This is a genomic window from Mycobacterium sp. NPDC006124 (assembly GCF_040614235.1).
In the GTDB taxonomy this organism is placed as follows: Bacteria; Actinomycetota; Actinomycetes; order Mycobacteriales; family Mycobacteriaceae; genus Mycobacterium.
Window position 1 is genome coordinate 40677 of sequence record NZ_JBEXUA010000007.1, and the last position, 22327, is coordinate 63003.

The 22327-nt window shown below is 68.8% G+C and carries 24 protein-coding genes; 12 read left to right on the top strand and 12 right to left on the bottom strand.

Features of this window, described 5'->3' with window-relative positions:
• Position 1 precedes the first annotated feature (1 nt).
• The gene (locus tag ABZ195_RS15930) at positions 2 to 769 is read right to left on the bottom strand and encodes a DUF2127 domain-containing protein (RefSeq protein ID WP_355219338.1); all 768 of its coding nucleotides are present in this window, start codon (positions 767 to 769) and stop codon (positions 2 to 4) included.
• Positions 770 to 915: 146 nt separating this feature from the next.
• On the opposite strand from ABZ195_RS15930, the gene ABZ195_RS15935 reads away from it, so the two are divergent.
• On the top strand, positions 916 to 1992 hold the full coding sequence (locus ABZ195_RS15935) for a GGDEF domain-containing protein (RefSeq protein ID WP_355219340.1): 1077 nt from the start codon (positions 916 to 918) through the stop codon (positions 1990 to 1992).
• A gap of 7 nt (positions 1993 to 1999) precedes the next feature.
• Here the strand turns inward: ABZ195_RS15935 and ABZ195_RS15940 are convergent, their stop codons facing one another.
• The 6 genes from ABZ195_RS15940 to ABZ195_RS15965 form a co-directional block, all read right to left on the bottom strand.
• A complete protein-coding gene (locus ABZ195_RS15940) occupies positions 2000 to 3046 on the bottom strand; it encodes a prenyltransferase (protein ID WP_355219342.1) in 1047 nt (348 codons plus the stop codon).
• 27 nt (positions 3047 to 3073) lie between these two features.
• The gene (locus tag ABZ195_RS15945; protein ID WP_355219344.1) at positions 3074 to 3808 is read right to left on the bottom strand and encodes a class I SAM-dependent methyltransferase; all 735 of its coding nucleotides are present in this window, start codon (positions 3806 to 3808) and stop codon (positions 3074 to 3076) included.
• Positions 3802 to 5037: a glycosyltransferase family 4 protein gene (locus ABZ195_RS15950; protein WP_355219346.1), complete on the bottom strand. Its 1236-nt coding sequence runs from the start codon at positions 5035 to 5037 to the stop codon at positions 3802 to 3804. The genes ABZ195_RS15945 and ABZ195_RS15950 overlap by 7 nt, the downstream gene beginning before the upstream one ends.
• A gap of 114 nt (positions 5038 to 5151) precedes the next feature.
• Positions 5152 to 5607 carry a PPOX class F420-dependent oxidoreductase gene (locus tag ABZ195_RS15955; RefSeq protein WP_355219348.1) on the bottom strand — a complete coding sequence of 152 codons (456 nt, stop codon included), beginning with the start codon at positions 5605 to 5607 and terminating at the stop codon, positions 5152 to 5154.
• Between the two features lie 9 nt (positions 5608 to 5616).
• The gene (locus ABZ195_RS15960; RefSeq protein WP_355219350.1) at positions 5617 to 5934 is read right to left on the bottom strand and encodes a hypothetical protein; all 318 of its coding nucleotides are present in this window, start codon (positions 5932 to 5934) and stop codon (positions 5617 to 5619) included.
• 7 nt (positions 5935 to 5941) lie between these two features.
• Positions 5942 to 6376 carry a hypothetical protein gene (locus ABZ195_RS15965; RefSeq protein ID WP_355219772.1) on the bottom strand — a complete coding sequence of 145 codons (435 nt, stop codon included), beginning with the start codon at positions 6374 to 6376 and terminating at the stop codon, positions 5942 to 5944.
• A 165-nt stretch (positions 6377 to 6541) separates the two neighbouring features.
• On the opposite strand from ABZ195_RS15965, the gene ABZ195_RS15970 reads away from it, so the two are divergent.
• The 6 genes from ABZ195_RS15970 to ABZ195_RS15995 all read left to right on the top strand — a co-directional run bounded on the left by ABZ195_RS15970 (position 6542) and on the right by ABZ195_RS15995 (position 12362).
• Positions 6542 to 7927, top strand: coding sequence for an acyl-CoA dehydrogenase family protein (locus ABZ195_RS15970; RefSeq protein ID WP_355219351.1), 1386 nt, complete (start codon positions 6542 to 6544; stop codon positions 7925 to 7927).
• Positions 7928 to 8024: 97 nt separating this feature from the next.
• A complete protein-coding gene (locus ABZ195_RS15975) occupies positions 8025 to 9860 on the top strand; it encodes a hypothetical protein (RefSeq protein ID WP_355219353.1) in 1836 nt (611 codons plus the stop codon).
• Positions 9857 to 10060: a hypothetical protein gene (locus ABZ195_RS15980; RefSeq protein WP_355219355.1), complete on the top strand. Its 204-nt coding sequence runs from the start codon at positions 9857 to 9859 to the stop codon at positions 10058 to 10060. Before ABZ195_RS15975 ends, ABZ195_RS15980 begins: the two co-directional genes overlap by 4 nt.
• Complete coding sequence (locus ABZ195_RS15985; RefSeq protein ID WP_355219774.1) at positions 10060 to 10488, top strand: hypothetical protein; 429 nt, start codon at positions 10060 to 10062, stop codon at positions 10486 to 10488. Before ABZ195_RS15980 ends, ABZ195_RS15985 begins: the two co-directional genes overlap by 1 nt.
• Positions 10485 to 11789, top strand: coding sequence for a hypothetical protein (locus ABZ195_RS15990; RefSeq protein WP_355219357.1), 1305 nt, complete (start codon positions 10485 to 10487; stop codon positions 11787 to 11789). The genes ABZ195_RS15985 and ABZ195_RS15990 overlap by 4 nt, the downstream gene beginning before the upstream one ends.
• A gap of 9 nt (positions 11790 to 11798) precedes the next feature.
• The gene (locus tag ABZ195_RS15995; RefSeq protein WP_355219359.1) at positions 11799 to 12362 is read left to right on the top strand and encodes an isochorismatase family protein; all 564 of its coding nucleotides are present in this window, start codon (positions 11799 to 11801) and stop codon (positions 12360 to 12362) included.
• A gap of 15 nt (positions 12363 to 12377) precedes the next feature.
• Here ABZ195_RS15995 and ABZ195_RS16000 read toward each other — a convergent pair whose 3' ends face one another.
• Positions 12378 to 12818: an Asp23/Gls24 family envelope stress response protein gene (locus ABZ195_RS16000; protein ID WP_355219361.1), complete on the bottom strand. Its 441-nt coding sequence runs from the start codon at positions 12816 to 12818 to the stop codon at positions 12378 to 12380.
• A gap of 78 nt (positions 12819 to 12896) precedes the next feature.
• Positions 12897 to 13040: a hypothetical protein gene (locus tag ABZ195_RS16005; RefSeq protein ID WP_355219363.1), complete on the bottom strand. Its 144-nt coding sequence runs from the start codon at positions 13038 to 13040 to the stop codon at positions 12897 to 12899.
• Between the two features lie 346 nt (positions 13041 to 13386).
• Between ABZ195_RS16005 and ABZ195_RS16010 the strand changes: the two genes are divergently transcribed.
• Together ABZ195_RS16010 and glgX are read left to right on the top strand one after the other, a co-directional pair.
• Positions 13387 to 14016 (top strand): sigma-70 family RNA polymerase sigma factor, encoded by a 630-nt coding sequence (locus ABZ195_RS16010; protein WP_355219364.1) that lies wholly within the window; start codon positions 13387 to 13389, stop codon positions 14014 to 14016.
• A 309-nt stretch (positions 14017 to 14325) separates the two neighbouring features.
• The gene (gene glgX / locus ABZ195_RS16015) at positions 14326 to 16446 is read left to right on the top strand and encodes a glycogen debranching protein GlgX (protein WP_355219776.1); all 2121 of its coding nucleotides are present in this window, start codon (positions 14326 to 14328) and stop codon (positions 16444 to 16446) included.
• A 58-nt stretch (positions 16447 to 16504) separates the two neighbouring features.
• Here the strand turns inward: glgX and ABZ195_RS16020 are convergent, their stop codons facing one another.
• Positions 16505 to 16864, bottom strand: a complete 360-nt coding sequence (locus ABZ195_RS16020; RefSeq protein ID WP_355219366.1) for a hypothetical protein — start codon at positions 16862 to 16864, stop codon at positions 16505 to 16507.
• 80 nt (positions 16865 to 16944) lie between these two features.
• Between ABZ195_RS16020 and ABZ195_RS16025 the strand changes: the two genes are divergently transcribed.
• From ABZ195_RS16025 to ABZ195_RS16035, 3 genes are read left to right on the top strand one after another with little or no spacing between them, the layout of a single operon-like run.
• Positions 16945 to 17397, top strand: coding sequence for a MarR family transcriptional regulator (locus ABZ195_RS16025; RefSeq protein WP_355219368.1), 453 nt, complete (start codon positions 16945 to 16947; stop codon positions 17395 to 17397).
• The gene (locus tag ABZ195_RS16030; RefSeq protein ID WP_355219370.1) at positions 17394 to 18215 is read left to right on the top strand and encodes an ATP-binding cassette domain-containing protein; all 822 of its coding nucleotides are present in this window, start codon (positions 17394 to 17396) and stop codon (positions 18213 to 18215) included. Before ABZ195_RS16025 ends, ABZ195_RS16030 begins: the two co-directional genes overlap by 4 nt.
• A 52-nt stretch (positions 18216 to 18267) precedes the next feature.
• Complete coding sequence (locus tag ABZ195_RS16035; protein ID WP_355219778.1) at positions 18268 to 19008, top strand: ABC transporter permease; 741 nt, start codon at positions 18268 to 18270, stop codon at positions 19006 to 19008.
• On the opposite strand, the gene ABZ195_RS16040 is transcribed toward ABZ195_RS16035, so the two are convergent.
• Positions 19001 to 20884, bottom strand: coding sequence for a glycosyltransferase family 39 protein (locus ABZ195_RS16040; protein WP_355219372.1), 1884 nt, complete (start codon positions 20882 to 20884; stop codon positions 19001 to 19003). The genes ABZ195_RS16035 and ABZ195_RS16040 overlap by 8 nt on opposite strands.
• Before the next feature lie 89 nt (positions 20885 to 20973).
• A complete protein-coding gene (locus ABZ195_RS16045; protein WP_355219780.1) occupies positions 20974 to 22251 on the bottom strand; it encodes a phosphotransferase in 1278 nt (425 codons plus the stop codon).
• Positions 22252 to 22327: the final 76 nt, after the last annotated feature.

Here is a 22327-nt window from a genome sequence, read left to right on the forward strand (position 1 = left end):
CCTACGCTCTGGCCGCGGCGCGCTCGACGTCGAGCAACTGCTCGCCGCGGCGTTCGGCGTCATAGGCCGCGCGACCGCCTCGCAGGCCGAACAGCCGCTTGGAGACGAGCAGGTAGATCACGGCCGCCACGTTGATCAGGAAGGCGCCCAGGCGCATCGTCGTGACGCCCTTGGACAGCAGGTCGTACACCTCCAGCGGCAGGAAGACCGACGTCGCGATCACGGCGAAGTACTCACCCCACCGCTTGAGCAGCCACAGCCCGACGCCCTCGACGAGCTCGAGCACCGCGTAGCCGATCAGTGCCACGGTGAGCAGCGCCAGGGTCGACGGCTTCGCCGCCAGCGCCTTCTCGAGCTCGTGGATCGCGGTCATCTGGTCGACCTTGATGCCGGCGTTGCGCAGCAGGGGCAGGTCGCGGTCGAACGTCGCCTGGATCGAGTTCTGCGCGCCGTGGAACTTCCACACCGCATACGCCGCCAGCGCGATGAGGACCGCACGTATCCAGCGCTCCACCGCCAGCGCGCGCAGGATGATCGCCTGCCGCAGCGCCTTGCCACGGATCACCATCGGGGCGTCGTCGGCGGGTCCCCGCCCGTGTGGCGGGCCTGCCACGAAGTCGCCACAGCGCAGGCAGCGCCACACCTCGCCGAGCCCGGTCGTCCCGCTGAGCCGCTCGGCCAGGGCGACGTCGTCGGGTGCGTAGGTCACGTGTCCGCGCCGCGCGCACGTGCGCAGCTCCCACGTCGCATGGTCCAACACCGAACCCATCATGGACTCCTCACTGCCGGCCGGGGCGACACCGCAGGTCGCCCAGCCGACGACGCTACCGACGCTTGCTGGCACTCGTACCCCCGCACCGCATATCCGGGAAGTGACGTTCGTGCATAATCGCGATCACCGGGATCGGGGGCGACGTGGCTTCATTTAGCCGATGGTGGCTGCAGCCCAGTCATTACGACTGGCTGAGCGGATACCTCCACGCCCACGGCATCAGTGCCGCCGCCCGGATCATGATGGCCGGAATCTCGGCGTCGCTCGCCCTGTGCCTGGTGGCCCTCGTACTCGGCACCGACGGACCCAGCGATCCGCTGTCCATGGCGATGACGTGGACCGCCTTCGCCGGCGGAGTGTCCGGCATGATCCTGTGGACGGTGCGCTGGCCGACACGCGCGCAGGCGGTCGCGTTCGCCGTCGTCACCAACACCTCGATCGCGCTGGCCTGCCTGGCCTACCCCGCTCCGATGGCCTCGCTGGTCGGCTGCATCGCCTTCGCCATCAGCGGTGCGTACATCGCCTTCTTCCTCACCTCGAAGTACGTGGTCTACAACTTCACCGTCGCCACGGCGGTCGCCGGATACGCGGCGTTCAGAATGATGGCCGACGGGCACGTCGCCCTGGCCCTGGTGGACCTGTTCCTGGTGCTCCAGGTGAACATCGCCATGCCCCTGGCGATTCAGGTTCTGATCCGCGCGCTCGGCAACGACCTGGTGCGGGCCGACCTCGACCCGCTGACCGATCTGTGCAACAGACGGTCCTTCATGCTCGAGACGATGGGACTGATCCTCGCCCGACCGGCGGCCGACATGTTCCTGCTCGTCGCGGTGATCGACCTCGACGACTTCAAGTCCATCAACGACCGCCACGGCCACCTGGCGGGCGACCGCGCTCTGATGGACGTGGCGAAGGCCCTGCGGGCCAGCACCGCCGACACGGCGGTCGTCGCGCGCAGCGGAGGCGAGGAGTTCATCGTCGCCGACACGTCTCACAGCGGCGACGCGGGCCCGCTGGCCCAGCGGATCTGCGAGGCCGTCGCCGACCTGCCGGTGTCCATCACCGCCAGCGTGGGCACGGCCTGCGCCCGGTTGGAGGGCGTGCCCGCTCCGCAGCACGCACCGATGGTGGACTATCTCGTCGGCGTGGCGGACAAGGCGATGTACCGCGCCAAGCGCAGCGGCGGCAACCGCAGCCACCACCAGGGGGTGACGGCCTGAGCGGTGCTCAGCGTCCGGATGACGCGCAGGCGCAGTCGAAGTCGCCCACCAGCCCCCGGGGCAGGTCCGCGCCCCGGAAGATCCCGCTGCCTGCCGTGGTCGACGACAGCGCGTCGGCCGCGAGGATGACGGCGGCCCCGGTCCAGGTGGTGCGCTCTACGGGCCAACGCTTGCCGTCGCTGAAGACCAGACCTGTCCAGTACGAGCCGTCCTCCTCGCGGAGGTGATGCATGGCGGCGAACTGTTCGTGCGCCCGCACCGAATCACCGATGGCGTCCAGGGCCATTACCAGTTCGCAGGTCTCGGCGCCCGTCACCCACGGCCGGTGGTCGACGCAGCGAATGCCGAGACCGGGCACGACGAACCGGTCCCAGCGCTCGTCGATGCGCGCCTGGGCCGCCTCCCCGCGCAGCGCGCCACCCAGCACCGGGTAGTACCACTCCATCGCGTGGTCGTCCTTGAGGGTGAACGCCTCGGGGTGCTCGGCGATCGCGTGGCCGAGACTGCCCACGGCCACCTCCCACTCCGGCCGGGACTCGCCGAGGTGGTTCGCCAGCGCCAGCGCGCAGCGAATGCTGTGGTGGATGCTGGCGCAGCCCGTCAGCAGTGCCTCCTGGATGATTCCCGAAGGGCTTCTGGCCCAGGCGATCTGGCCGCCGTCGAGCTGCATGCTCAGGACGAACTCGACGGCCGCCTGGACGACCGGCCACATCGACCGGGCGAAGCCGAGGTCTCCGGTGATCAGCACGTGGTGCCACACGCCGGTGGCGACGTAGGCGCAGAAGTTGCTGTCGCTGTTGCCGTCTTCGAGGACACCATCGCGCATCTGAATCGGCATCGACCCGTCGGCACGCTGCACGTCGCGGCACCACTCCAAGGCCGCCCGCGCGGGCTCCCACATGCCGGCGGCGGTGAGCGCCATCGCGTTCTCGACGTGGTCCCAGGGGTCGGTGTGCCCGCCCACGAACCAGGGCAGCGCACCCGAGGACTCCTGCGTGGCGGCGATCGACGACGCGGTCTGCCGGCACTGTTGCGGCGTCAAGACGCCTGACACACCAGGAATGTCGTGACGCCGCACGGATCAGGCCGCCGAGCTTGGAGAAATGGACGGCTTCTCGAAGTACAGGGCCACGCTCTTGCCGATCAGCGGGTTGAGCAAGGACTCGGCGTTGCGGGTCAACCACGGCCGAGACATCATGTCCCACACCAACATCTGGTGATACCCCTTGACGAGCGGGTTGTCCGGCTTGTCCACGCCCACGGCACACTTCAGCCACCAGAACGGCGCGTGCAACGCATGAGCATGATGACGGTGGTCGAATCGCATGCCCCTGGCGGCGACCTTGTCGAGCAGTTCGTCGGCGCGGTAGATGCGGATGTGGCCGCCCTCGTTGGCGTGGTACTCGTCCGACAGTGCCCAGCACACCTTCTCCGGCAGCCACCGTGGCACCGTGATGGCAAGTCGGCCACCGGGTTTGAGCACGCGCACCAACTCGTCGATGGCGGCGTCGTCCTGTGGCACGTGCTCGAGGATCTCCGAGGCGATCACGAAGTCGAAGGTGCTGTCGTCGTACGGCAGGTCGAGCGCGTCACCCTTGACCGCCTCGGCCTTCGCCGAAGCGGGCGCCTCGCCCTGTTCCTGCATCGCCTGCAGGATCGCATCGACGTTGTTCAACTCGGCGACGTCCTGGTCGAAGGCGACGACGTCGGCCCCTCGACGGAACGCCTCGAACGAGTGCCGGCCGGCGCCGCATCCCACGTCGATCAGGCTGTTGCCCGCACCCACGCCCAGTCTGTCGAAGTCGACGGTCAACATGTCTTCACTCGTTTCATCGCGCGTTCGTACACCGAAACCGTTTGTGCGGCAACCGATTCCCAACTGAAGACGTCCACGGCGCGGGTGCGGCCGTTGGCGCCGAGCCTGCGCAACTCCAGCGGGGAGTCGAGCAGTTCACCAAGCACTCTGGTCAAGTCGTCGACGTCGCCGGGACGCACCAGGCGGGCGCACACGCCGTCCTCGCCCACGACCTCGGGCAGGGCACCCGCGCGACTGGCGACGATGGGCGTGCCGCTGGCCATCGCCTCGACCGCGGGCAGCGAGAAGCCTTCGTAGAGCGACGGAATGCAGGCCACCTCGGCCGAGGCGAGCAGGGCCGCCAACTCGGCGTCGGTCAGGCCGCTCGAGCTGTGGACGATGTCGGAGATGCCGAGTTCGGCGATCAGCTTCTCGGTGGGCCCGTTGGGCGCGAGCTTCGACACCAGCTGGACGTCGAGATCGCGCTCGACCCGAAGACGCGACACTGCATGCAGCAGGTGACTGACACCCTTGAGCGGCACGTCGGCGCTGGCGATCGCGATGATGCGGTTGCGCACCCGGTCCTCACTCGGGCGGAACAGCTCGGTGTTCACCCCCAGCGGCACCACGTGCAGCTGCTCGGGGTCGACGTCGAAGTCGTCGGCGATGTCGGCGGCCGAGGAGGACGAGACGGTCAGCAGCTCCGGAATCTTGCGGGCCACCTGCTTCTGCATCTCGGCGAACGCGTACCACCGTTTGACCAACGGCTTGCGCCACCACTTGGCGGCGGCGACGTCGACGACGCGGTCGCGGGTGATCGGATGGTGCACGGTGGCCACCACGGGGAGCCCCAGCCTTGCGATCCGAAGAAGCGCGTCGCCCAGGCTCTGGTTGTCGTGGACGACGTCGAACTCGTCGCGTCGCTCGGCGAGGATGCGGGCCACCCGCATGCAGAACGTCTTGGGCTCGGGGAATCCGGCCGTCCACGTCGTGAAGAGCTCGAGCAGATCGATGCGGTCGTGGAGTTCCCTGACGTGCGGAACCCGGAACGGGTCGGGCTCGCGGTAGAGGTCCAGACTCGGCACCTTGGTCAGGCGCACCCGGGGGTCCAGGCCCTCCGGATAGGGCTGCCCCGAGAACACCTCGACGTCGTGGCCGAGTTCTACGAGACCGCGACTCAGATGCCGGACGTAGACGCCCTGCCCACCACAATGCGTCTTGCTTCGATACGACAGAAGGGCAATCCGCATGGCTAATTCACCGCGGCCAGAGTCGGAATCTGCGCTCTGGACATGTGTCCAGACTATAGTTTGACCGGCTAGCTGCCGCAACGCGGCCATCCGGATCGGCCGTAGCCCCGCGACTCACTGCGGCGGAAACCCACCGGTAGCCACCGGCCCCCACCGCACCGGCGTGACTCTGATCAGGCACTTCCCCTGATCGATCATCGCCTGGCGGTACTCGTCCCAGTCGGAGTGCTCCCCGGAGATCGCGCGGAAGTACTCGACCAGCGGTTCGACCGCATCGGGCAGGCCGAGAACTTCTGCGTCCCCGTCAACCTGGACGTACGGGCCGTTGAAGTCCTCGGAGAGCACCGTCACGCTGGCCCGCGGGTCGCGGCGGACGTTGGCCGACTTGGCCCGCTGCGGATAGCTCGCGATCACGATGCGGCCCGCCTCGTCGACCCCGCCGGTCACCGGCGAACTCTGCGGCGAACCGTCCGACCGGAAGGTGGTCAGCACCATGTGATGCCTGGGGCGGACGAAGTCGAGTAGTGCCGTGCGATCCACCCGATCGGCGGTAGCGAACTTGCGAGCCATACCTGCACCCTACGGACGGGGCCCCGTCTGGCGCCTCAGCGTCCAGGACGGAATCCAGTGGGTGACCGACTTGCGGTTGGGGCCGTAGGCGATCTCGTAGGTCACCAGGCCCCACCAGAAGCCCTGTTCGCACAGTCCCCAGCAGCTCAGCCGACCCTCGACGATCGCGTGCATCTGCAGACCGGCCGGGTTGTAGCCACCCGAGCGGTGCGGCTCCCGGGGAAATACCGCAGCCAGGTCCACCAGGACGGGTGTCGGCGGGTCGACGCGGCGAAAGGCCTGCGCCACGGGCTGTCCGTGGTAGCCGATCGACTGCATCTCGCCCACGGTTCGATCATATGTTCGAACGCGGCAGCACGAACGCGAACGCCCGCGGGAATCCGAGTCCGACGAGGCGCGCCGCGCGGACCGCCGCCGGTGACACCCGCCTGACCTGCCCGGACGACGGCTCGTAGCACTCCCACGCGTCGCCGTCGCAGCCGATCACGAGCACCCAGTGCCGTGGGACGACGTTGCCGATCAGCATCGCCACGGGCCGACGTCCTCGCACCGCGCGCTCGACGTCGGCGAAGGCGTCGGCGCGCCGGACTCGCCGCCAGGCGTACCGCACGCCGTACGCGCCGATGGCGTCGGCCATGCCGCGGGGCGTGGTGCCGAGCCTCCTCGGCCAGACCCGATTGATCCCGGCGTGCACCCGGCGCTGTTCGGCGGCGAACCAGGCCTGGCTCGGCGGCGTGGAAGGGGTCGGGTCGAGCAGCGCGCCGGCCATCACGGCGACGGCGGGTCCACACGTCACGCCGTCACACTGCCGAAGCCCCTGCGTCGGAAGCCGCACGCCTAGAGGCTAGGCCGGGCACGATTCCGACGGGGCTTTCGTGGGTATCAGCGAACACACGTGTACCGAAATCCCCCGCGACGAAGCAGGAGAACTTCGATGAGCTTCGACCTCACGCCCACCATCGCCCAACACGACCTGGCCCGCCGCGCACACGTGTTCGCCGAAGAGGTAGTCCGCCCGGTGGCCGCCGAGTACGACGCGCGGCAGGAATTCCCGTGGCCCGTGCTCGAGGAGGCCGCGCGGCAAGGGTTCTACAACCCGCTGTTCTACCGCGATCTGATCGGCGACCCCACCGGGTTGTCGCTGCCGATGTTCATGGAGGAGCTCTTCTGGGGCTGTGCGGGCATCGGGCTGGCCGTCGTGATGCCCGCGCTGGCGCTCTCGGCCATCGGCCAGGCCGCCTCTCCGGAGCAGATGCTCCAGTGGGCGCCGGAGTGCTTCGGCAGTCCGGGCGACCTGAAGCTGGCAGCGCTCGCGATCTCCGAGCCCGAGGGTGGCAGCGACGTGCGCAACCTGCGCACGACGGCCCGGCGTGACGGGGACGACTGGATCATCGACGGGCACAAGATGTGGATCGGCAACGGCGGCATCGCCGACGTGCACGTGGTGAACGCCAACGTCGACCCCGAATTGGGTCACAAGGGCCAGGCACTGTTCATCGTGCCCGGGGGAACGCCGGGCCTGGAGATGGTGCGAAAGCTCGACAAACTGGGCTGCCGCGCCTCGCACACCGCGGAACTGAAGTTCAACTCGGTGCGAGTCCCCGGCGAGAACCTGCTCGGCGGCCACGAGAAGCTCGAGCACAAGCTGGCCAAGGCCCGCGAGACGGTCGAGGGCGGCAAGCACTCTGGGTCGGCCACGCTCGGCGCGCTGGAGCAGACCCGCCCGATGGTCGCCGCCCAGGCACTCGGGATCACCCGTGCCGCCCTGGAGTACGCCACCTCCTACGCAGGAGAGCGCGAGGCGTTCGGCGCCCCCATCATCCACAACCAGGGCATCGCGTTCCCGCTGGCCGACCTGGCCACCCAACTCGACGCCGCCCGGCTGCTGACGTGGCGGGCGTCGTGGATGGCGGCGACCGGCGTGCCGTTCGAACGCGGCGAGGGGTCGATGGCCAAGCTCGCGGCCACTGAACTCGCGGTCAAGACCACCGAGCGCGCGATTCAGACGATGGGCGGCTACGGCTACATCAAGGACCACCCCGTGGAGAAGTGGTACCGCGACGCGAAGCTGTACACGATCTTCGAGGGCACCAGCGAGATCCAGCGGATGGTCATCTCCAACGCTCTGGGCGCCGCGGACGGCCGCCCACCGATGCACGTCCAGCTGGAGCCGACGGGTGGGCCGCTCAACGCTTGGTTCGGGCGCGGAACGCCCGCCCGGACCCGGGTGGCGAACAAGGCCCTCGAGTCGCGTGACCGTGTGCCCGAGCCGGTGACGAACCTGGCGATGAAGGTCCTCAAGCCGCCGACCAAGAAGTGACCGTCGAAGTGTGCAGTACCCCTGGTATCGCCTCTCCGGTTCTGGCAACATTACCGGCCGGTAGGGTTCCTCCGTCCGCACGACCCGACAGGTGGAGATGACAGTGGGATCGAACGTCGCGTATCTCGCGCAGGGAACCGAGGGCGGCGGAGCTGCCCTCGACGAGGTGATCGGTCTCTCGGTGGCCAGCGTCGTCGTCGGCGCCGCCCTGCTGTGGATCGGCTACCAGCACCGGATGCGCAAGATCACCTGGTTGCACGACTTGGGCGAGTGGGCCGGCCGCAAGTTCAACCGGCCGGCCTGGGTGGCGCTGCCCGTCGCGCTGTTCATCACGACCATCATCACCGCGCTGTTCGGCTTCATCTGGGACGTCAGCCTGCACATCGGAAAGGGCCGCGATCCCGGCCCGCTGGCGAACCCCGCGCACTACTTCATCCTGTTCGGGCTCTTCATCCTCTTCGTCGCCGGATGCCTGGCCTGCGTGCTGCCCTACGAGAAACCGGGACCGTCGGCAGTGCGCATCACGCGGCACTGGTATGCCCCGGTCGGCGGCATCCTGATGGCGGGCTGCGGTCTCTACGCGCTCATCGGGTTCCCCCTCGACGACGTCTGGCACCGCATCTTCGGCCAGGACGTCACCCTCTGGGGACCCACCCACCTCATGCTGATCGGCGGCGCCGGCTTCTCCACGCTGACCGCACTGTTCCTGGAACACGAGGGCCGCCGCGCCGTCGGGGAGGACAAGCCCAAGGACGGCCCCGGCATCAAGTTCATCCAGTACCTGGCGTTCGGCGGCATCGTCATCGGCCTTTCGGTGTACCAGATCGAGTTCGACTTCGGCGTCATGCAGTTCCGCCAGGTCTTCGAGCCGATGTTGATCGCCGCCGCCGGGTCGTTCGCCCTCGTCTCGGCGCGGATCATGCTCGGCCGCGGAGCGGCGATCATCGCCGCGATCCTGGCGCTCGCCCTCCGCGGCATCGTCGCCCTGATCGTCGGGCCCGTCCTCGGCGCTCCGATCAACTGGTTCGCGCTGTACCTGGGTGCCGCCGTGGTCGTCGAACTGATCGGCCTCACCTCACTGGTCAAGAAGCCCCTGCTGTTCGGCCTGGTCGGCGGCCTGGGCGTCTCGACGGTCGGTCTGTGGTTGGAGTCCTTCTGGATCGACGCGGTCTACCGGTACCCGTGGCCCACCAGCATCTGGCCCGAGGCGCTCGCCATGGCGGTGCCGGTCGCCGCACTGGTTGGCGTGTGCGGCGCGATGGTCGGCATGGTGTTGACCAACCAGAAGCTACCGAGCCGGGCCATCGGCATCGGCATCGTGGCGCTCAGCGTCATCGCCATCGGCGGCGCCACTGCCAACGGCCTGCGCTACGACGTTCCGCAGAACGCCACGGCGTCCTTCATACTGACCCCGGCCCCGAGCATCGGTGACCAGAAGATGGCGACCGCCGACATCCGGATCAGTCCGCCGGACCTGATCAGCGCCGACCCCAACTGGGTGTCGATCCTGGGTTGGCAGGGCGGCCTGGCCAACCAGCGCGGCATCTTCGTCGACCACCTTGAGAAGGTGGGCCCCGGCCACTACCGCTCGACCGCACCCATGCCGGTCTCGGGGCAGTGGAAGACGCTGCTGCGCGTGCACGACGGCCGGATGCTGACCGCGGTGCCGATCTACCTGCACGGCGACCCCGGCATCGGCGCGGCGGAAGTCCCCGCCGACGCTCAGATGACGCGGCCGTTCGTCTCCGAGATCACCATCCTGCAGCGCGAGCGCAACCCCGACACCCCGCAGGTGCTGTGGCTGATCGGCTGCCTGACCGTCCTCGTCGGCACGTTGATCATGATCGGCGGGCTCACCTGGGGTGCGGGTCGACTCAACAAGAACGAGCCGACCACGTCCAAGGCCGAGTTCGAGCCCTCCGGGCAGGCATGACGCACGCGTCTAAGGTCGTCATCCTCGCGGATCACTCGGCGCTGCTGGCAATTCCGGCCTTCGCGCCGGCGATCCTGGTGGTGGCCGTGGTCATCTGGGTCGCGCGCCGCGATCGCCGCCTCGCCGAGGACGAGGACGCCGAGGACGAGCGGACTCACAGTGGGAGTACGGGATTGGCCGACGAAGACGGAGCGAAGTGATCACAGCGGCGACACCCAAGATCCTCGTATCGCTCACCGCCGCCGCGCTGCTGCTGGCGGGTTGCGGCGGGTCGAACGGGTCCGGTGACGGGACGAGCAGCGCGGCTGCCCCCTCCAATTCGACTGCTGCTCCGCAGATGTCGGATCAGCAGGCGCCTCCCGACCAGCTGGTCGTGAACGTAACCATCAAGGGCGGGAAGGTGACGCCCACCAACCAGCAGCTGCAAGCGAAGGTGGGCGAGGCGATCGTCGTGAAGGTCGACAGCGACGCGGCCGACCAGCTCCACGTGCACTCCAACCCGGAGCACACCTTCGACGTCGAGGCGAAGCCCGGTCAGTCGTTCCAGTTCACCGTCGCCGTGCCCGGCAAGGTCGACGTCGAACTGCACGAGCTGAACCGCACGATCGCCTCCATCGCCGTGCAGTGATCCTCGCGCACGGCCTGGGCGGATCCAACGACCTGCCGATCCCGTACACCTACGCGCTGATCGGCGCGGCGTGGGCGCTGACGTTCACCTTCGCGGTCGTGGCGCTGGCGTGGAAGAAGCCCCGGTTCGACCCCGAGCGGCCGGGACGCCCACTGCCGCAGGCGATCACACGGATGGTCGACGCGCCCGCGACGCGCTGGACGGTGGCCGGCGCGGGAGTGCTGCTGGCCGGCTGGTTGACCGTCGCCGCGATCTTCGGCCCGCAGGACGGTGACAACGCGCTACCAGGCACGTTCTACGTGTTGATGTGGGTCGGGCTGGTCGCGCTGTCGCTGGCGATCGGTCCCGTGTGGCGGGTGCTCTCGCCGGTGCGGACCGTCTACCGCCTGCTGCCGCCGTCACGGCGCACCCCGCCGCGGCGGTACCCCGACGCGCTCGGTTACTGGCCGGCCGCCGCCGGACTCTTCGCGTTCGTGTGGCTCGAACTCGCCAGCCCCGACCCCGGATCGCTGGCGGCAGTGAAGATCTGGCTACTGGTCTACGTGCTGGTGACGTTCGCCGGTGCCCTGATCTTCGGCACGAGGTGGACCGCCCGCGCCGACCCCTTCGAGGTGTACGGCATCGTGGCCTCGCGGCTGTCGCCGATGCGGCGCAACCGCGACGGGCGCATCGCCGTCGGCAACCCCTTCGACCACCTACCGTCGATGCCGGTTCGCCCCGGGACCGTGGCGGTTCTCGCGATCCTCCTAGGGTCGACGGCGTTCGACAGCTTCTCCGCGTTGCCGCTGTGGCGCAACTTCGTCGACGACGTGTCGGGCGACGCCCCGACCGTGGCGGTGCTGATGCGTACCGCTGGCCTGGCGGTCTTCGCCACCGTCGTCGCCACGACCTTCTGGCTGGCCGCCCGGGCAACCGGCGGCGTCGATGCCCAGCGCCGTCGCGAACTGCCCGGAAGGATGGCGCACTCGCTGATCCCGATCGTCATCGGGTACGTGTTCGCGCACTACCTGACCTACCTGGTCGAGCGGGGTCAGCAGACCGTGCTGCGGCTGGCCGATCCCTTCGGTACCGGGTGGCTGGGCGGCGTCGAGCCGTCCTACGTGCTGTCCTCGCATCCGACGGTGCTCGCGACGCTGAAGGTCGCATTCGTGGTCGGCGGGCACGTCGCGGGCGTGATCGCGGCCCACGACCGCGCGCTGCACCTACTGCCCAGGCGGCATCAGGTGACCGGGCAGCTCGCGATGATGCTGGTCATGGTCGGTTACACGTTCACCGGGCTCTATCTGCTGTTCGGCGGATAGCCTGAGGACATGCGCGCGCTGATCGTCGTCGACGTACAACGGGACTTCTGCGAAGGTGGGTCACTGGCCGTCGAGGGCGGCGCTGCGGTGGCCCAAGCCGTCACCGATCTACTCACCGATCCGGTCCGGCGCGCCGCCTACGACCACGTCGTCGCGACGATGGACTACCACGTCGACCCCGGCGAGCACTTCTCCGACGAGCCGGACTTCCGGGAGACGTGGCCGCGACATTGCGTCGTCGGCACCGACGGTGCCGAGTTCCACCCGGCCTTCGACGCCTCCTCGGTGGAGGACGTGTTCCACAAGGGCCACCACTCGGCGGCCTACAGCGGGTTCGAGGGGTTCCACTGCGATCACGGCACCACCCTCGGAGACTGGTTGCGCGAGCACCACGTCGACCAAGTCGACGTGGTCGGGATCGCCACCGACTACTGCGTAAAGGCCACCGCGGCCGACGCGGCGGCCGAGGGCTTCACCACCCGAGTGCTGACGGACCTCATCGCGGGCGTGTCACCGACGACGACGACCGAGGCCCTCGAATCGCTTCGGGCCTCGGGCGTCGCCGTCGTCTGACGAGACGGGTGTCTCCTACTGAACGCGCGCGGCGTCGTCCTCGTCGTCGTCACCGTCGAGGTGCACGTCGTGGACGGTGACGTTGACCTCGGTGACCTCGAGGCCGGTCATCCGCTCGATCGCGGCGATGACGTTGCGGCGCAGTCCGGTCGCGAGGTCGGCGATGGAGACGCCGTACTCGGCGACGATCTCGAGGTCCACCGCGGCCTGCTTCTCGCCGACCTCGACCGAGACCCCCTGGGAGAGGTTGACGTTGGCGCCCGGGATGCGCTCCCGCAGCGCGCCGACGACGCGCGACGCACCGCCGCCCAGGTCGTGGACGCCGTGCACCTCACGGGCGGCGATGCCGGCGATCTTGGATACCACGGCGTCGGCGATGGTGGTGGTGCCCTGCGAGGTCACCAGCGTCGAGTCGCTCGAGGTGGCAAGGCCCTTGGCGGGTTGGGTGGTGGTCATGATGATCGGATCTCCTGTCGTGTGAGGGTTCTCCATCCACGCCGGGTCGGCGTGGCATGGTCGTGACGTTGGGCGACGTCAGCGCGAGGTGGACCGCCCCGACTCGTGGCCGCGGCCACGGCGGTGGATTCGTTCGTCGACCTTGCGGCGTAGGAATCCCCACGTGACCCGGCCGAGACCGGCGTACAGGCGGCTGGCGAGGCTTCTCCGTTGAGCGCTCATGTGATCGTCCTTCGTCGAATGAGTGAGTTGGGTCCGGCTGGCGAAACGCCCTTGGCGCGGTCGTACCTCAGCGAACTCGTCGTCGTCGAGGTCCGGTCGTCGTGGCGGCAGCGTCCCCTTCCCAAGTGATGGTCACCAACGCCAGGCTGGCGACGGGACGCCGCCGGAATGGTGACGTCATGGAATGAGTCGGCGAACGAGGGCCAATCCGAATGCCGGCCGCCAGTGAGGCTGATCACATGCTCGCCTCCGACCGAGATCCCCGTCAGCGGGCTAATTCACGACTGCCCTAATTGACGCCTCGCGCTGTGCATTGACAGCTATGACACAGTCGCTGGCGAATATCATGAGTCCATCTGCAGCCTGGATCCTCCCCGGCCCGCCGTCGGAGTTTCAAGGAGTCTTCGCGATGATTGGCATCGGCCAGCAACCGGACGTCGACGGGGACGACGTCTTGATGGGCATGGCCGGCCTGGGCGATCGCGCGGCCTTCGAGACCATCGTGCACCGGCAGGGTCCGCGGCTCTACCGCTACGCGCGCCGGATGCTGGCGAACGAGTCCGACGCCGCAGACGTCGTTCAGGCAACCCTCCTGAGCGCGTGGGAGCAGCTCGGCTCCTACCGCGGCGAGGCGTCACCGAGGAACTGGCTCTTCGCGATCTGCTCGATCGAGATCACCGATGCCTATCGGGCCACCCGGACGCAGACCACCGACGACGCGCTGCGGGACCGCACCGGCGGCGAACGCGGCCGTGACCCCTTCACCGTCGCATCCAATTCGGCGTTCCTGACCGAGCTGGAGGCCGCCCTCGGCGACCTCCCGCCGCGTCAGCGCGCGGCATGGGTCCTGCGCGAGGTGGAGGCCATGACCTTCGCCGAAGTCGGCGAGATCCTCGGCACCAGTCCCGACGCGGCGCGTGGTCATCACTGCCGCGCGACGGCGACGCTCCGCACGCGGATGACACCGTCGCGATGAGTCGTGTGCGGCCCGTGCGGTGACAGTGAGCGCCGACACACAGAAATTGACGTCGGTTTGCAATCGCCCGTAACCGGGCAGTTCACACCCGGTGGCCGACCGGCATACCTGACATCAGTGCGTCTCGCCCGTCGAGCCCCCGCGGCCGATCGCACCGTATCGTCGCCTTGTTCCATCTTCACCCGACACGGAGTGTGCACTTTGGCCCCACCCAGCTCGCCCCCCACCAGTTCCAAGGACACCGCGACGCCGCCGGTCATTCCTGCCGCGCAGCCCGGCGCCCCCGCCAAGGACCAGATCCAGTGGGAGATGTGGCCAGGAAAGGCCTACCCGCTGGGCGCCACCTACGACGGGTCGGGCAGCAACTTCGCGGTGTTCAGTGAGGCCGCCGAGTCCGTCGAACTGTGCCTGTTCGACGCCGACGGCAATGAGACCCGGCTGACGCTGCCCGAGGTCGACGGCTACATCTGGCACGGTTTCGTGCCCGACGTCGAACCGGGACAGCGCTACGGGTACCGCGTACACGGTCCCTACGACCCGTCGTCCGGGCAGCGCTGCAATCCGAACAAGCTGCTGCTCGACCCGTACGCAAAGGCCATCGACGGCACCTTCCAGTGGGACCAGTCGCTGTTCTCCTACGACTTCGGCGACCCCGACAGCCGCAACGACGACGACTCGGCGGCGAGCATGCCGAAGTCCGTCGTGATCAACCCGTTCTTCGACTGGGGCACCGACCGGCCGCCGCAGCACGAGTACGCCGACTCGATCATCTACGAGGCTCACGTCAAGGGCCTGACCGAGACGCATCCCGACATTCCGGAGCGCAGCCGCGGCACGTACGCCGCAATCGCCCACCCGGTGATCATCGAGCACCTCAAGGAATTGGGCATCACCGCGATCGAGCTGATGCCGGTGCACCACTTCGCCAACGACTCGACCCTCATCGACAAGGGGCTGTCGAACTACTGGGGCTACAACACGATCGGCTTCTTCGCGCCGGACTCCAAGTACGGTGCCAGCGCCACCCCGGGTGGTCAGGTGCAGGAGTTCAAGGCCATGGTGCGGGCGCTGCACGAGGCGGACATCGAGGTCATCCTCGACGTGGTCTACAACCACACCGCCGAGGGCAACCACATGGGGCCCACTCTGTCGATGCGCGGCATCGACAACGCGGCCTACTACCGGCTCGTCGACGACGACAAGCGCTACTACATGGATTACACCGGCACGGGCAACAGCCTTAACGCCGGCAATCCGCATGCGCTACAACTCATCATGGACTCGCTGCGGTACTGGGTCACCGAGATGCACGTCGACGGCTTCCGCTTCGATCTGGCATCCACGCTGGCTCGCGAGTTCTACGACGTCGACAAGCTCTCGACGTTCTTCGAACTGGTGCAGCAGGATCCGACGGTCAGCCAGGTCAAGCTCATCGCCGAGCCGTGGGACGTCGGCCCCGGCGGCTATCAGGTCGGCAACTTCCCTCCGCAGTGGACCGAGTGGAACGGCAAGTACCGCGACACCGTCCGCGACTTCTGGCGCGGCGAGGACGCCAGCCTCGGCGAGTTCGCCTCGCGCCTGACCGGATCGGCGGACCTCTACGAGCACACCGCGCGCCGACCCGTCGCGTCGATCAACTTCGTCACCGCGCACGACGGCTTCACGTTGCGAGATCTGGTGTCCTACAACGAGAAGCACAACGACGCCAACGGCGAGGACAACAACGACGGCGAGAGCAACAACCAGTCCTGGAACTGCGGCGTCGAGGGTGAGACCGACGACCCGGAGATCCTCGCGTTGCGCGCGCAGCAGGTGCGCAACTTCCTGACGACGAACATCCTGAGCCAGGGCGTTCCGATGATCTGTCACGGCGACGAGCTGGGCCGCACTCAGGGCGGCAACAACAACGGTTACTGCCAGGACAACGAGATCACCTGGATCGACTGGTCGAAGGCCGACGAGTCGCTGATTGCCTTCACCCAGTCGGTGGCCGCGCTGCGGAACGCGCATCCGATCTTCCGTCGGCGGCGCTTCTTCGACGGACGACCGGTCCGCGTGCGGGGTTCCGAACGCCTGCCGGACATCTCGTGGTTCCGGCCCGACGGCTCGGAGATGGTCGACGAGGACTGGGATTCCGGTTTCGGCAAGTCCATCACCGTCTACCTCAACGGCCAGGGCATCCCCGATCTGGATCCGCGCGGTCAGCGCGTGACCGACGATTCGTTCGTGATGTGCTTCAACGCTCACCACGAGCCCATCGACTTCACGCTTCCGCCAAAGGAATTCGGCTCGGCGTGGCAGCCGGTGATCTACACCGTCGAGGGTGCCGTCATGGAGGGTTCGCGGCCGGTGCCGGCGAACACCCCGTTGACGGTCGAGGCTCGCTCGGTGATGGTGCTGCAGGCCGCCCCCGAGGACTCGGAGCAGTAGACGCAGGCCGGATGGCCCACCGGGTGGTGGGCCATCCGGCCGCGTAGCGGTCCTACCGCTATTCCACGATGTCGAAGAACGACGCGCCGTCTTCGGGCGTGCCGTCGATCTGACCACGCTCGGTGCCGTGGCGCTGTGTGTCGAGCCTGTCGAGCTCGTCGTCGGAGACCACCTCCAGCCCGCCGCCCGCGTCCGAGTCGTGCGCGTCGGTCGCCTCGTCCTCGTCCTCGTCGTCGAATTCGGCGGTCACGTCGGGCACTTCTTCGGACAGGCGTTCGTCGAGGGTCTCGTCGTCCTTGGCCTCGATCCAGCGCTCGGGCGGATCGGCGACCTCGTCGCCGTCGGCGTTGCGGATCTCGTCGGAGTCGAGCTCTTCGGACTGCGACAGCGGGAAATCGTCGAAATCGGATGTGGACATCCCGCCATCTTGCCCGACGAGTCCGCGGCGCAAACCCCACGTCCCCGTAGTTACCTCTGCGACAGAGGTAACGTGGTCGCATGCACACCAGCACCGACCTCGCGGCCGACCTGCTCTCGACCGCGGGCCGCTTCCGCCGCCAGGTCCGCCGATCCGGCGGGGGTCCACGTATCGGCTCCGGGCTCCCCGAATCGCAGGCCGAACTGCTGCGACTGGTCGGCCGCCAGCCCGAGATCTCGGTGCGGCACGCCGCCGCCGAACTCGGACTCGCGCCGAACACCGCCTCGACCCTCGTATCGCGGCTGTGCGCCGACGGCCTGCTGGTGCGCACCGTCGACCCCGACGACAGACGCGTGGGCCGCCTGCGGCTCACCGAGTCCGCCCAGCGGGTCGCCGACGAATCCCGAGCCGGTCGCCGGGCAGCCCTCGGCGCCGTGCTCGCGCGCCTGGACGCCGATCAGCGCGACCGCCTGCGGGACGGCCTGGCGGTGCTCGCCGAGGTGACCCGCCTGCTACACGAGGAGGACGCATGACCGAGCCGGCCGTCCAATGCCGCCACCTGACGCATCGCTACGGCGACTTCACCGCCGTCGACGACGTCACCCTCGAGGTACGGGCCGGCGAGACCGTGGGCCTACTCGGCCCGAACGGGGCGGGCAAGACCTCGGTGGTACGGGTGCTGACCACCCTGACCCCGGTCCAGCACGGCGAGGTGCGCATCTTCGGGCTCGACGCCAGGTCCGACACCATGGACATCCGCCACAACCTCGGCTATGTGCCTCAACAACTCTCGATCGAGTCGGCGCTGACGGGCCGGCAGAACGTCGACCTGTTCGCCCGGCTCTACGACGTGCCACGCAAGCAACGCCGCGCACGCGTCGACGAAGCGCTGTCGGCGATGCAGCTGCTCGACGTGGCCGAGAATCTCGCCGGTACGTACTCCGGTGGCATGGTGCGCCGGCTGGAACTCGCCCAGGCCCTGGTGAACCGGCCCTCCCTGCTGATCCTCGACGAACCAACCGTTGGGCTCGATCCCATTGCCCGCGACGGGGTCTGGTCACAGGTTGCCGCGATGCAGGAGGCCTACGGCATGACCGTCCTGCTGACCACCCACTACATGGAGGAGGCCGACGCGCTGTGCGACCGCGTGGCGCTCATGCACCACGGCGTGCTGCAAACCGTCGGGTCACCACACGACCTGAAGTCCGCTTTGCGCACCGACGCCTCGCCCGATCCGACGCTAGAGGACGTGTTCAGGCACTACGCCGGGTCCAATCTGACGGAGGACGCGACCCGGCGGGGCCTCAACGAGATCCGTTCGGCGAGAAGGGCGGCGCGCCGTGCCAGTTGATCTGATCCGCGCCCCCCGCGGGGTGCGGCGCGCGGGCGGATTGTCACGCCGCATGGGCGCGTTCGCGCTCGTCGAGTTGCAGAAGCTCTCCCACGACCGCAGCGAGCTGGTCACCCGCATGGTCCAGCCGGCGTTGTGGCTGTTGATCTTCGGACAGACGTTCTCGCGACTGCACGTCATCGACACCGGCGGCGTGCCGTACCTGGCGTTCCTGGCGCCGGGCATCATCGCCCAGTCGGCACTGTTCATCTCCATCTTCTACGGCATCCAGATCGTGTGGGACCGCGACGCGGGCATCCTCGCCAAGCTGATGGTCACTCCCGCACCCGCGTCCGCGCTGATCACCGGCAAGGCCTTCGCGGCCGGCGTGCGCTCGGTCGCCCAGGTCGTCGGCGTGATGGTGATCGCCTATCTGATGGGAATTCACCTGACTGCCAACCCCATTCGCATCCTCGCGGCGATGGCGGTGGTGGTGCTAGGGTCGGCGTTCTTCGCCTGCCTGTCGATGACGCTCGCCGGTCTGGTCCGCAACCGGGACCGCCTGATGGGCATCGGGCAGGCCATCACGATGCCGCTGTTCTTCGCGTCCAACGCCCTCTACCCGGTCGACGTGATGCCCGGGTGGTTGCGGTGGCTCTCGGCGGTGAACCCGTTGAGTTACGAGGTCAACGCGCTGCGGGCGCTACTCATCGGCATGCCGGGCAACACCCTGCTCGACGTCGGCGTGCTGCTGGTCGCCGCGACGCTCGGAGTGTTCACCGCGTCCTCGCTGTTGCGGCGGCTGGTCAGGTAACACCCGCCCGACGCGGCGCCAGCAGGTCGTAGACCGTGACACCGCCGACGGTGGCGGCGGGAAACTGGCTGCGGACCCACTGCAGGATGTCGGAGTGCGCCCGCGCCACGACGTCGGCAGCCACCCTCTTGCCGTTCGCCGCGGCCGTCGGCGCACGACCAACGCCCCGCGGCGCGAGGTAGTACGTGACCCGGTGTGCGGCAACGTCTTCCTGGAACTGCTGCAGCGTCGGCGTGGGGTCGGCGCCGGAGAAGCCGCCGATCGCCATGACCGCCGTACCAGTGGCCAATTCCAGACCGGCCGCTGACGTCGAGCGGTCCACCGCTGCCGACCAGGGCGTGTCGGTCTGCTCCAGCAGGGCGTCGAGCTGGGGGTTGCTCATCGTGCGCCCGCCACTGAATCCCGTCCCCGGGCGACCGACCGAGGGAGCGATGCCCTGATGCGACGAGGCGACGGTTGCCAGCGCATAGGCGGTGGGCCCGCCGAGTGCCGCGATCAGCGCGACCGTCAGCAGCGCCGGGCCGAGGTGGCGACTCGCGACGCGAGCATGGGCGGACCAGATCGAGGCAGTCCCCGCGACGACCGTCGCACCGAGCACGCCCCACCGCAGCGCCGTCGGCGACACCGCGCCGCCGCCGAGCCGCCACCAGCCCCAGAGTCCGGCGGCAAGGAGGATGGCGCAGAGCGACATTCGGCCCGCCAGTCCCTCGCGGCGCGTCCAGGCCTCGGCGACGCCGATCGCGAAGATCGCGGCCACCGGCGGCGCGATGGACAGGCCGTAGTAGGGGTGGACGGTGCCGTGCATGAAGCTCAGCACCAGCCCGTCGACCAGGAACCACCCGCCGAACAGCACGGCACCGGCGCGCACCGGGTCGGTGCGCGGCGCCGTGGCCCGTAGCGCGACCGTCAGCACCGTCGCCGCCACCGCGGCGGGCACCAGCCAGCCGATCTCGAACCCGAACTCTCCGGCCAACAGCCGGCCGAGCCCCTGCGGATGTCCGCCGCCGAGCGGTCCCCAGCCCTGACCACCGTGTCCCACGACCCGTGCCAGGCCGTTGTAGCCGAGCACCAGATTCATGAAGTCGTTGTCGGTCGACCCGGCGATGTACGGCCTCGACGAGGCTGGCCACAGCATCGTCAACAGCACGAACCAGCCGGCCGAGATCACGAACGCCGCGGCCGCGCCCAGCAGGTGCAGCATCCGGACGCGCAGTCGCACCGGCGCGGCGAGCAGGTACGCCCCGACCAACGCCGGCAGGACCATCACGCCCTCGAGCATCTTGGCCAGGAACGCGAGGCCCAGCGCCACCCCGGCACCGGCCAACCACCTGCCCGATCCCCGCCCGACGGCGCGCACGGTGCAGTAGGCGGCGGCCGTCATCAGCAGGACCATCGCGGCGTCGGGATCGTTGAAGCGGAACATCAGCACCGCCACCGGCGTCACCGCCAGTGCGGTTCCGGCGAGCAGGCCCGCGCCCGGCCCGCCGATCCGTCGGACCGCTCCGTAGAGCAGGGCGACGGCGCCGACGGCCATCAGTGCCTGCGGCACCAGCATGCTGGCGCTGCTGAAGCCGAACACCTGACCCGAGAGACCCATCACCCACTGCGACAGCGGCGGCTTGTCGACGGTGATGAAGTTGTGGGCGTCCAGCGAGCCGAAGAGCAGTGCCTCCCAATTGGTCGAACCAGCCTGCACGGCCGCGGCGTAGTACTGGTTGGCCATGCCGTTGACCGTGACGTTCCACAGGTAGAGCACCGCGGTGGCGACGAGCAGCAGGGCCAGGCGAACCCGGTCCCCGGTGAGGGCCCGGACTCGCGGCACGTCCCGCACGAGGTGGGGGACGGTCGGCGGGTCGGCCACGGGCGCGAAGGTCACCTGTGACAGTGATCCACTTCGACATTCGAGTCACCTGTGAAACGGCGGTGAGAGTGCTGCCGACGGTGGCGCGACGCCGGCCTGACCGCCTAACCGCCGACCAGGCGGGCGATCGACGCCATCGGGATGGGCAGCCAGCTCGGGCGGTACCTGGCCTCGTAGCCGGCCTCGTACACGGCCTTGTCGAGTTCGTAGGCGGCCAACGTTCCGCCGGAGTCCCTCGGGTCGGTGCCGGCCGCTGCGGCGTACCCGTCGCAGAACGACGCGCAGTTGCGGTCCACCCACGCCGTCGCCCTCGCGGCCACGTCGTCGTCGCTCTCGGACCCGTCGACCAGCCGTTGGTAGGCGGCGTACTCGTAGGACCGCAGCACTCCGGCGACGTCCCGCAGCGCGGAGTCCGGCCGGCGGCGCTCCTCGAGCGGTTGGCCGGGCTCGCCCTCGAAGTCGATCACCAGCCACCGCTGCGGTGTGCGCAGCACCTGCCCGAGGTGCAGGTCGCCGTGCACCCGCTGCACGGTTTGCGACACGCCGTCGAGGGCCCGATACCGCCGCTCGATCGCCGGTGCGTACCGCTCGACGGCGGGCACCATCGCGGCCACCGACGTCAGCCGCTCCAGCAGGGCCTCGACGGGAAACGGCTGCTGCTCGGTACCCATCGTGGCGGCCAACGTCTGGTGCACCGACGCGACGGCCTCGCCCAGGCGCCGGGATTCCTCGGCGAAGTCGGCACCCGAGGCCGCCAGGTCCCGCGTACTGGCCGTGGCCATGTCCCAACCCTCCGAGGAGTTGGCGGCGAACTCGGTGACCATGCCCAGTGAGTAGGACTCTCCCCCGAAGGTCGTCTCGAACGACCCGAGCAGCCGGGCGACGTGCGGGTTGCCCGCACGGGCGAGTTCGCGGTTCAGCTCGATGTCGGGGTTGACGCCGGGGGTGACGCGGCGGAACACCTTGAACATCGCGGCGTCACCGAATACCACGCTGGTGTTGCTCTGCTCGGCGCCGATCACGCGGCCGTCGAGGTGCAGCGGCAGTTCGACGCCCGGCTCCTTCAGGAACCGCAGGGGGCCCACGGTGGCCGACTCGTCGATCAGCGACAGCAGGAAGGAGGCCGCGGACGGGTCGTAGAGAGCGTCGTAGCCGGTGTGCACGCCCGCGGTGCCGATGGCCGCGGCACCAGGTTCACCGTCCCAGCGCACCAGCTGCTGGTAGCGGTGGGAGGTGCCGTCGGTGAACTCGACGTCGAGGACCACGAGGTCGAGGTCGCCGCGCAGCGGCACCACCTCGCCGGCCCGCACCTGGGAGAGTTCACGACCCCGGCCCGCGTACCACCGCTGGGTCGGAAGCCATTGGTCGAACGGAAGGTTCATCGCCTCAGTCATCAGTCTTCAAAGCTACCCACGCCGGGTCACGTTGAACCAGCCGATGACGCCCGGCGCACGCTCC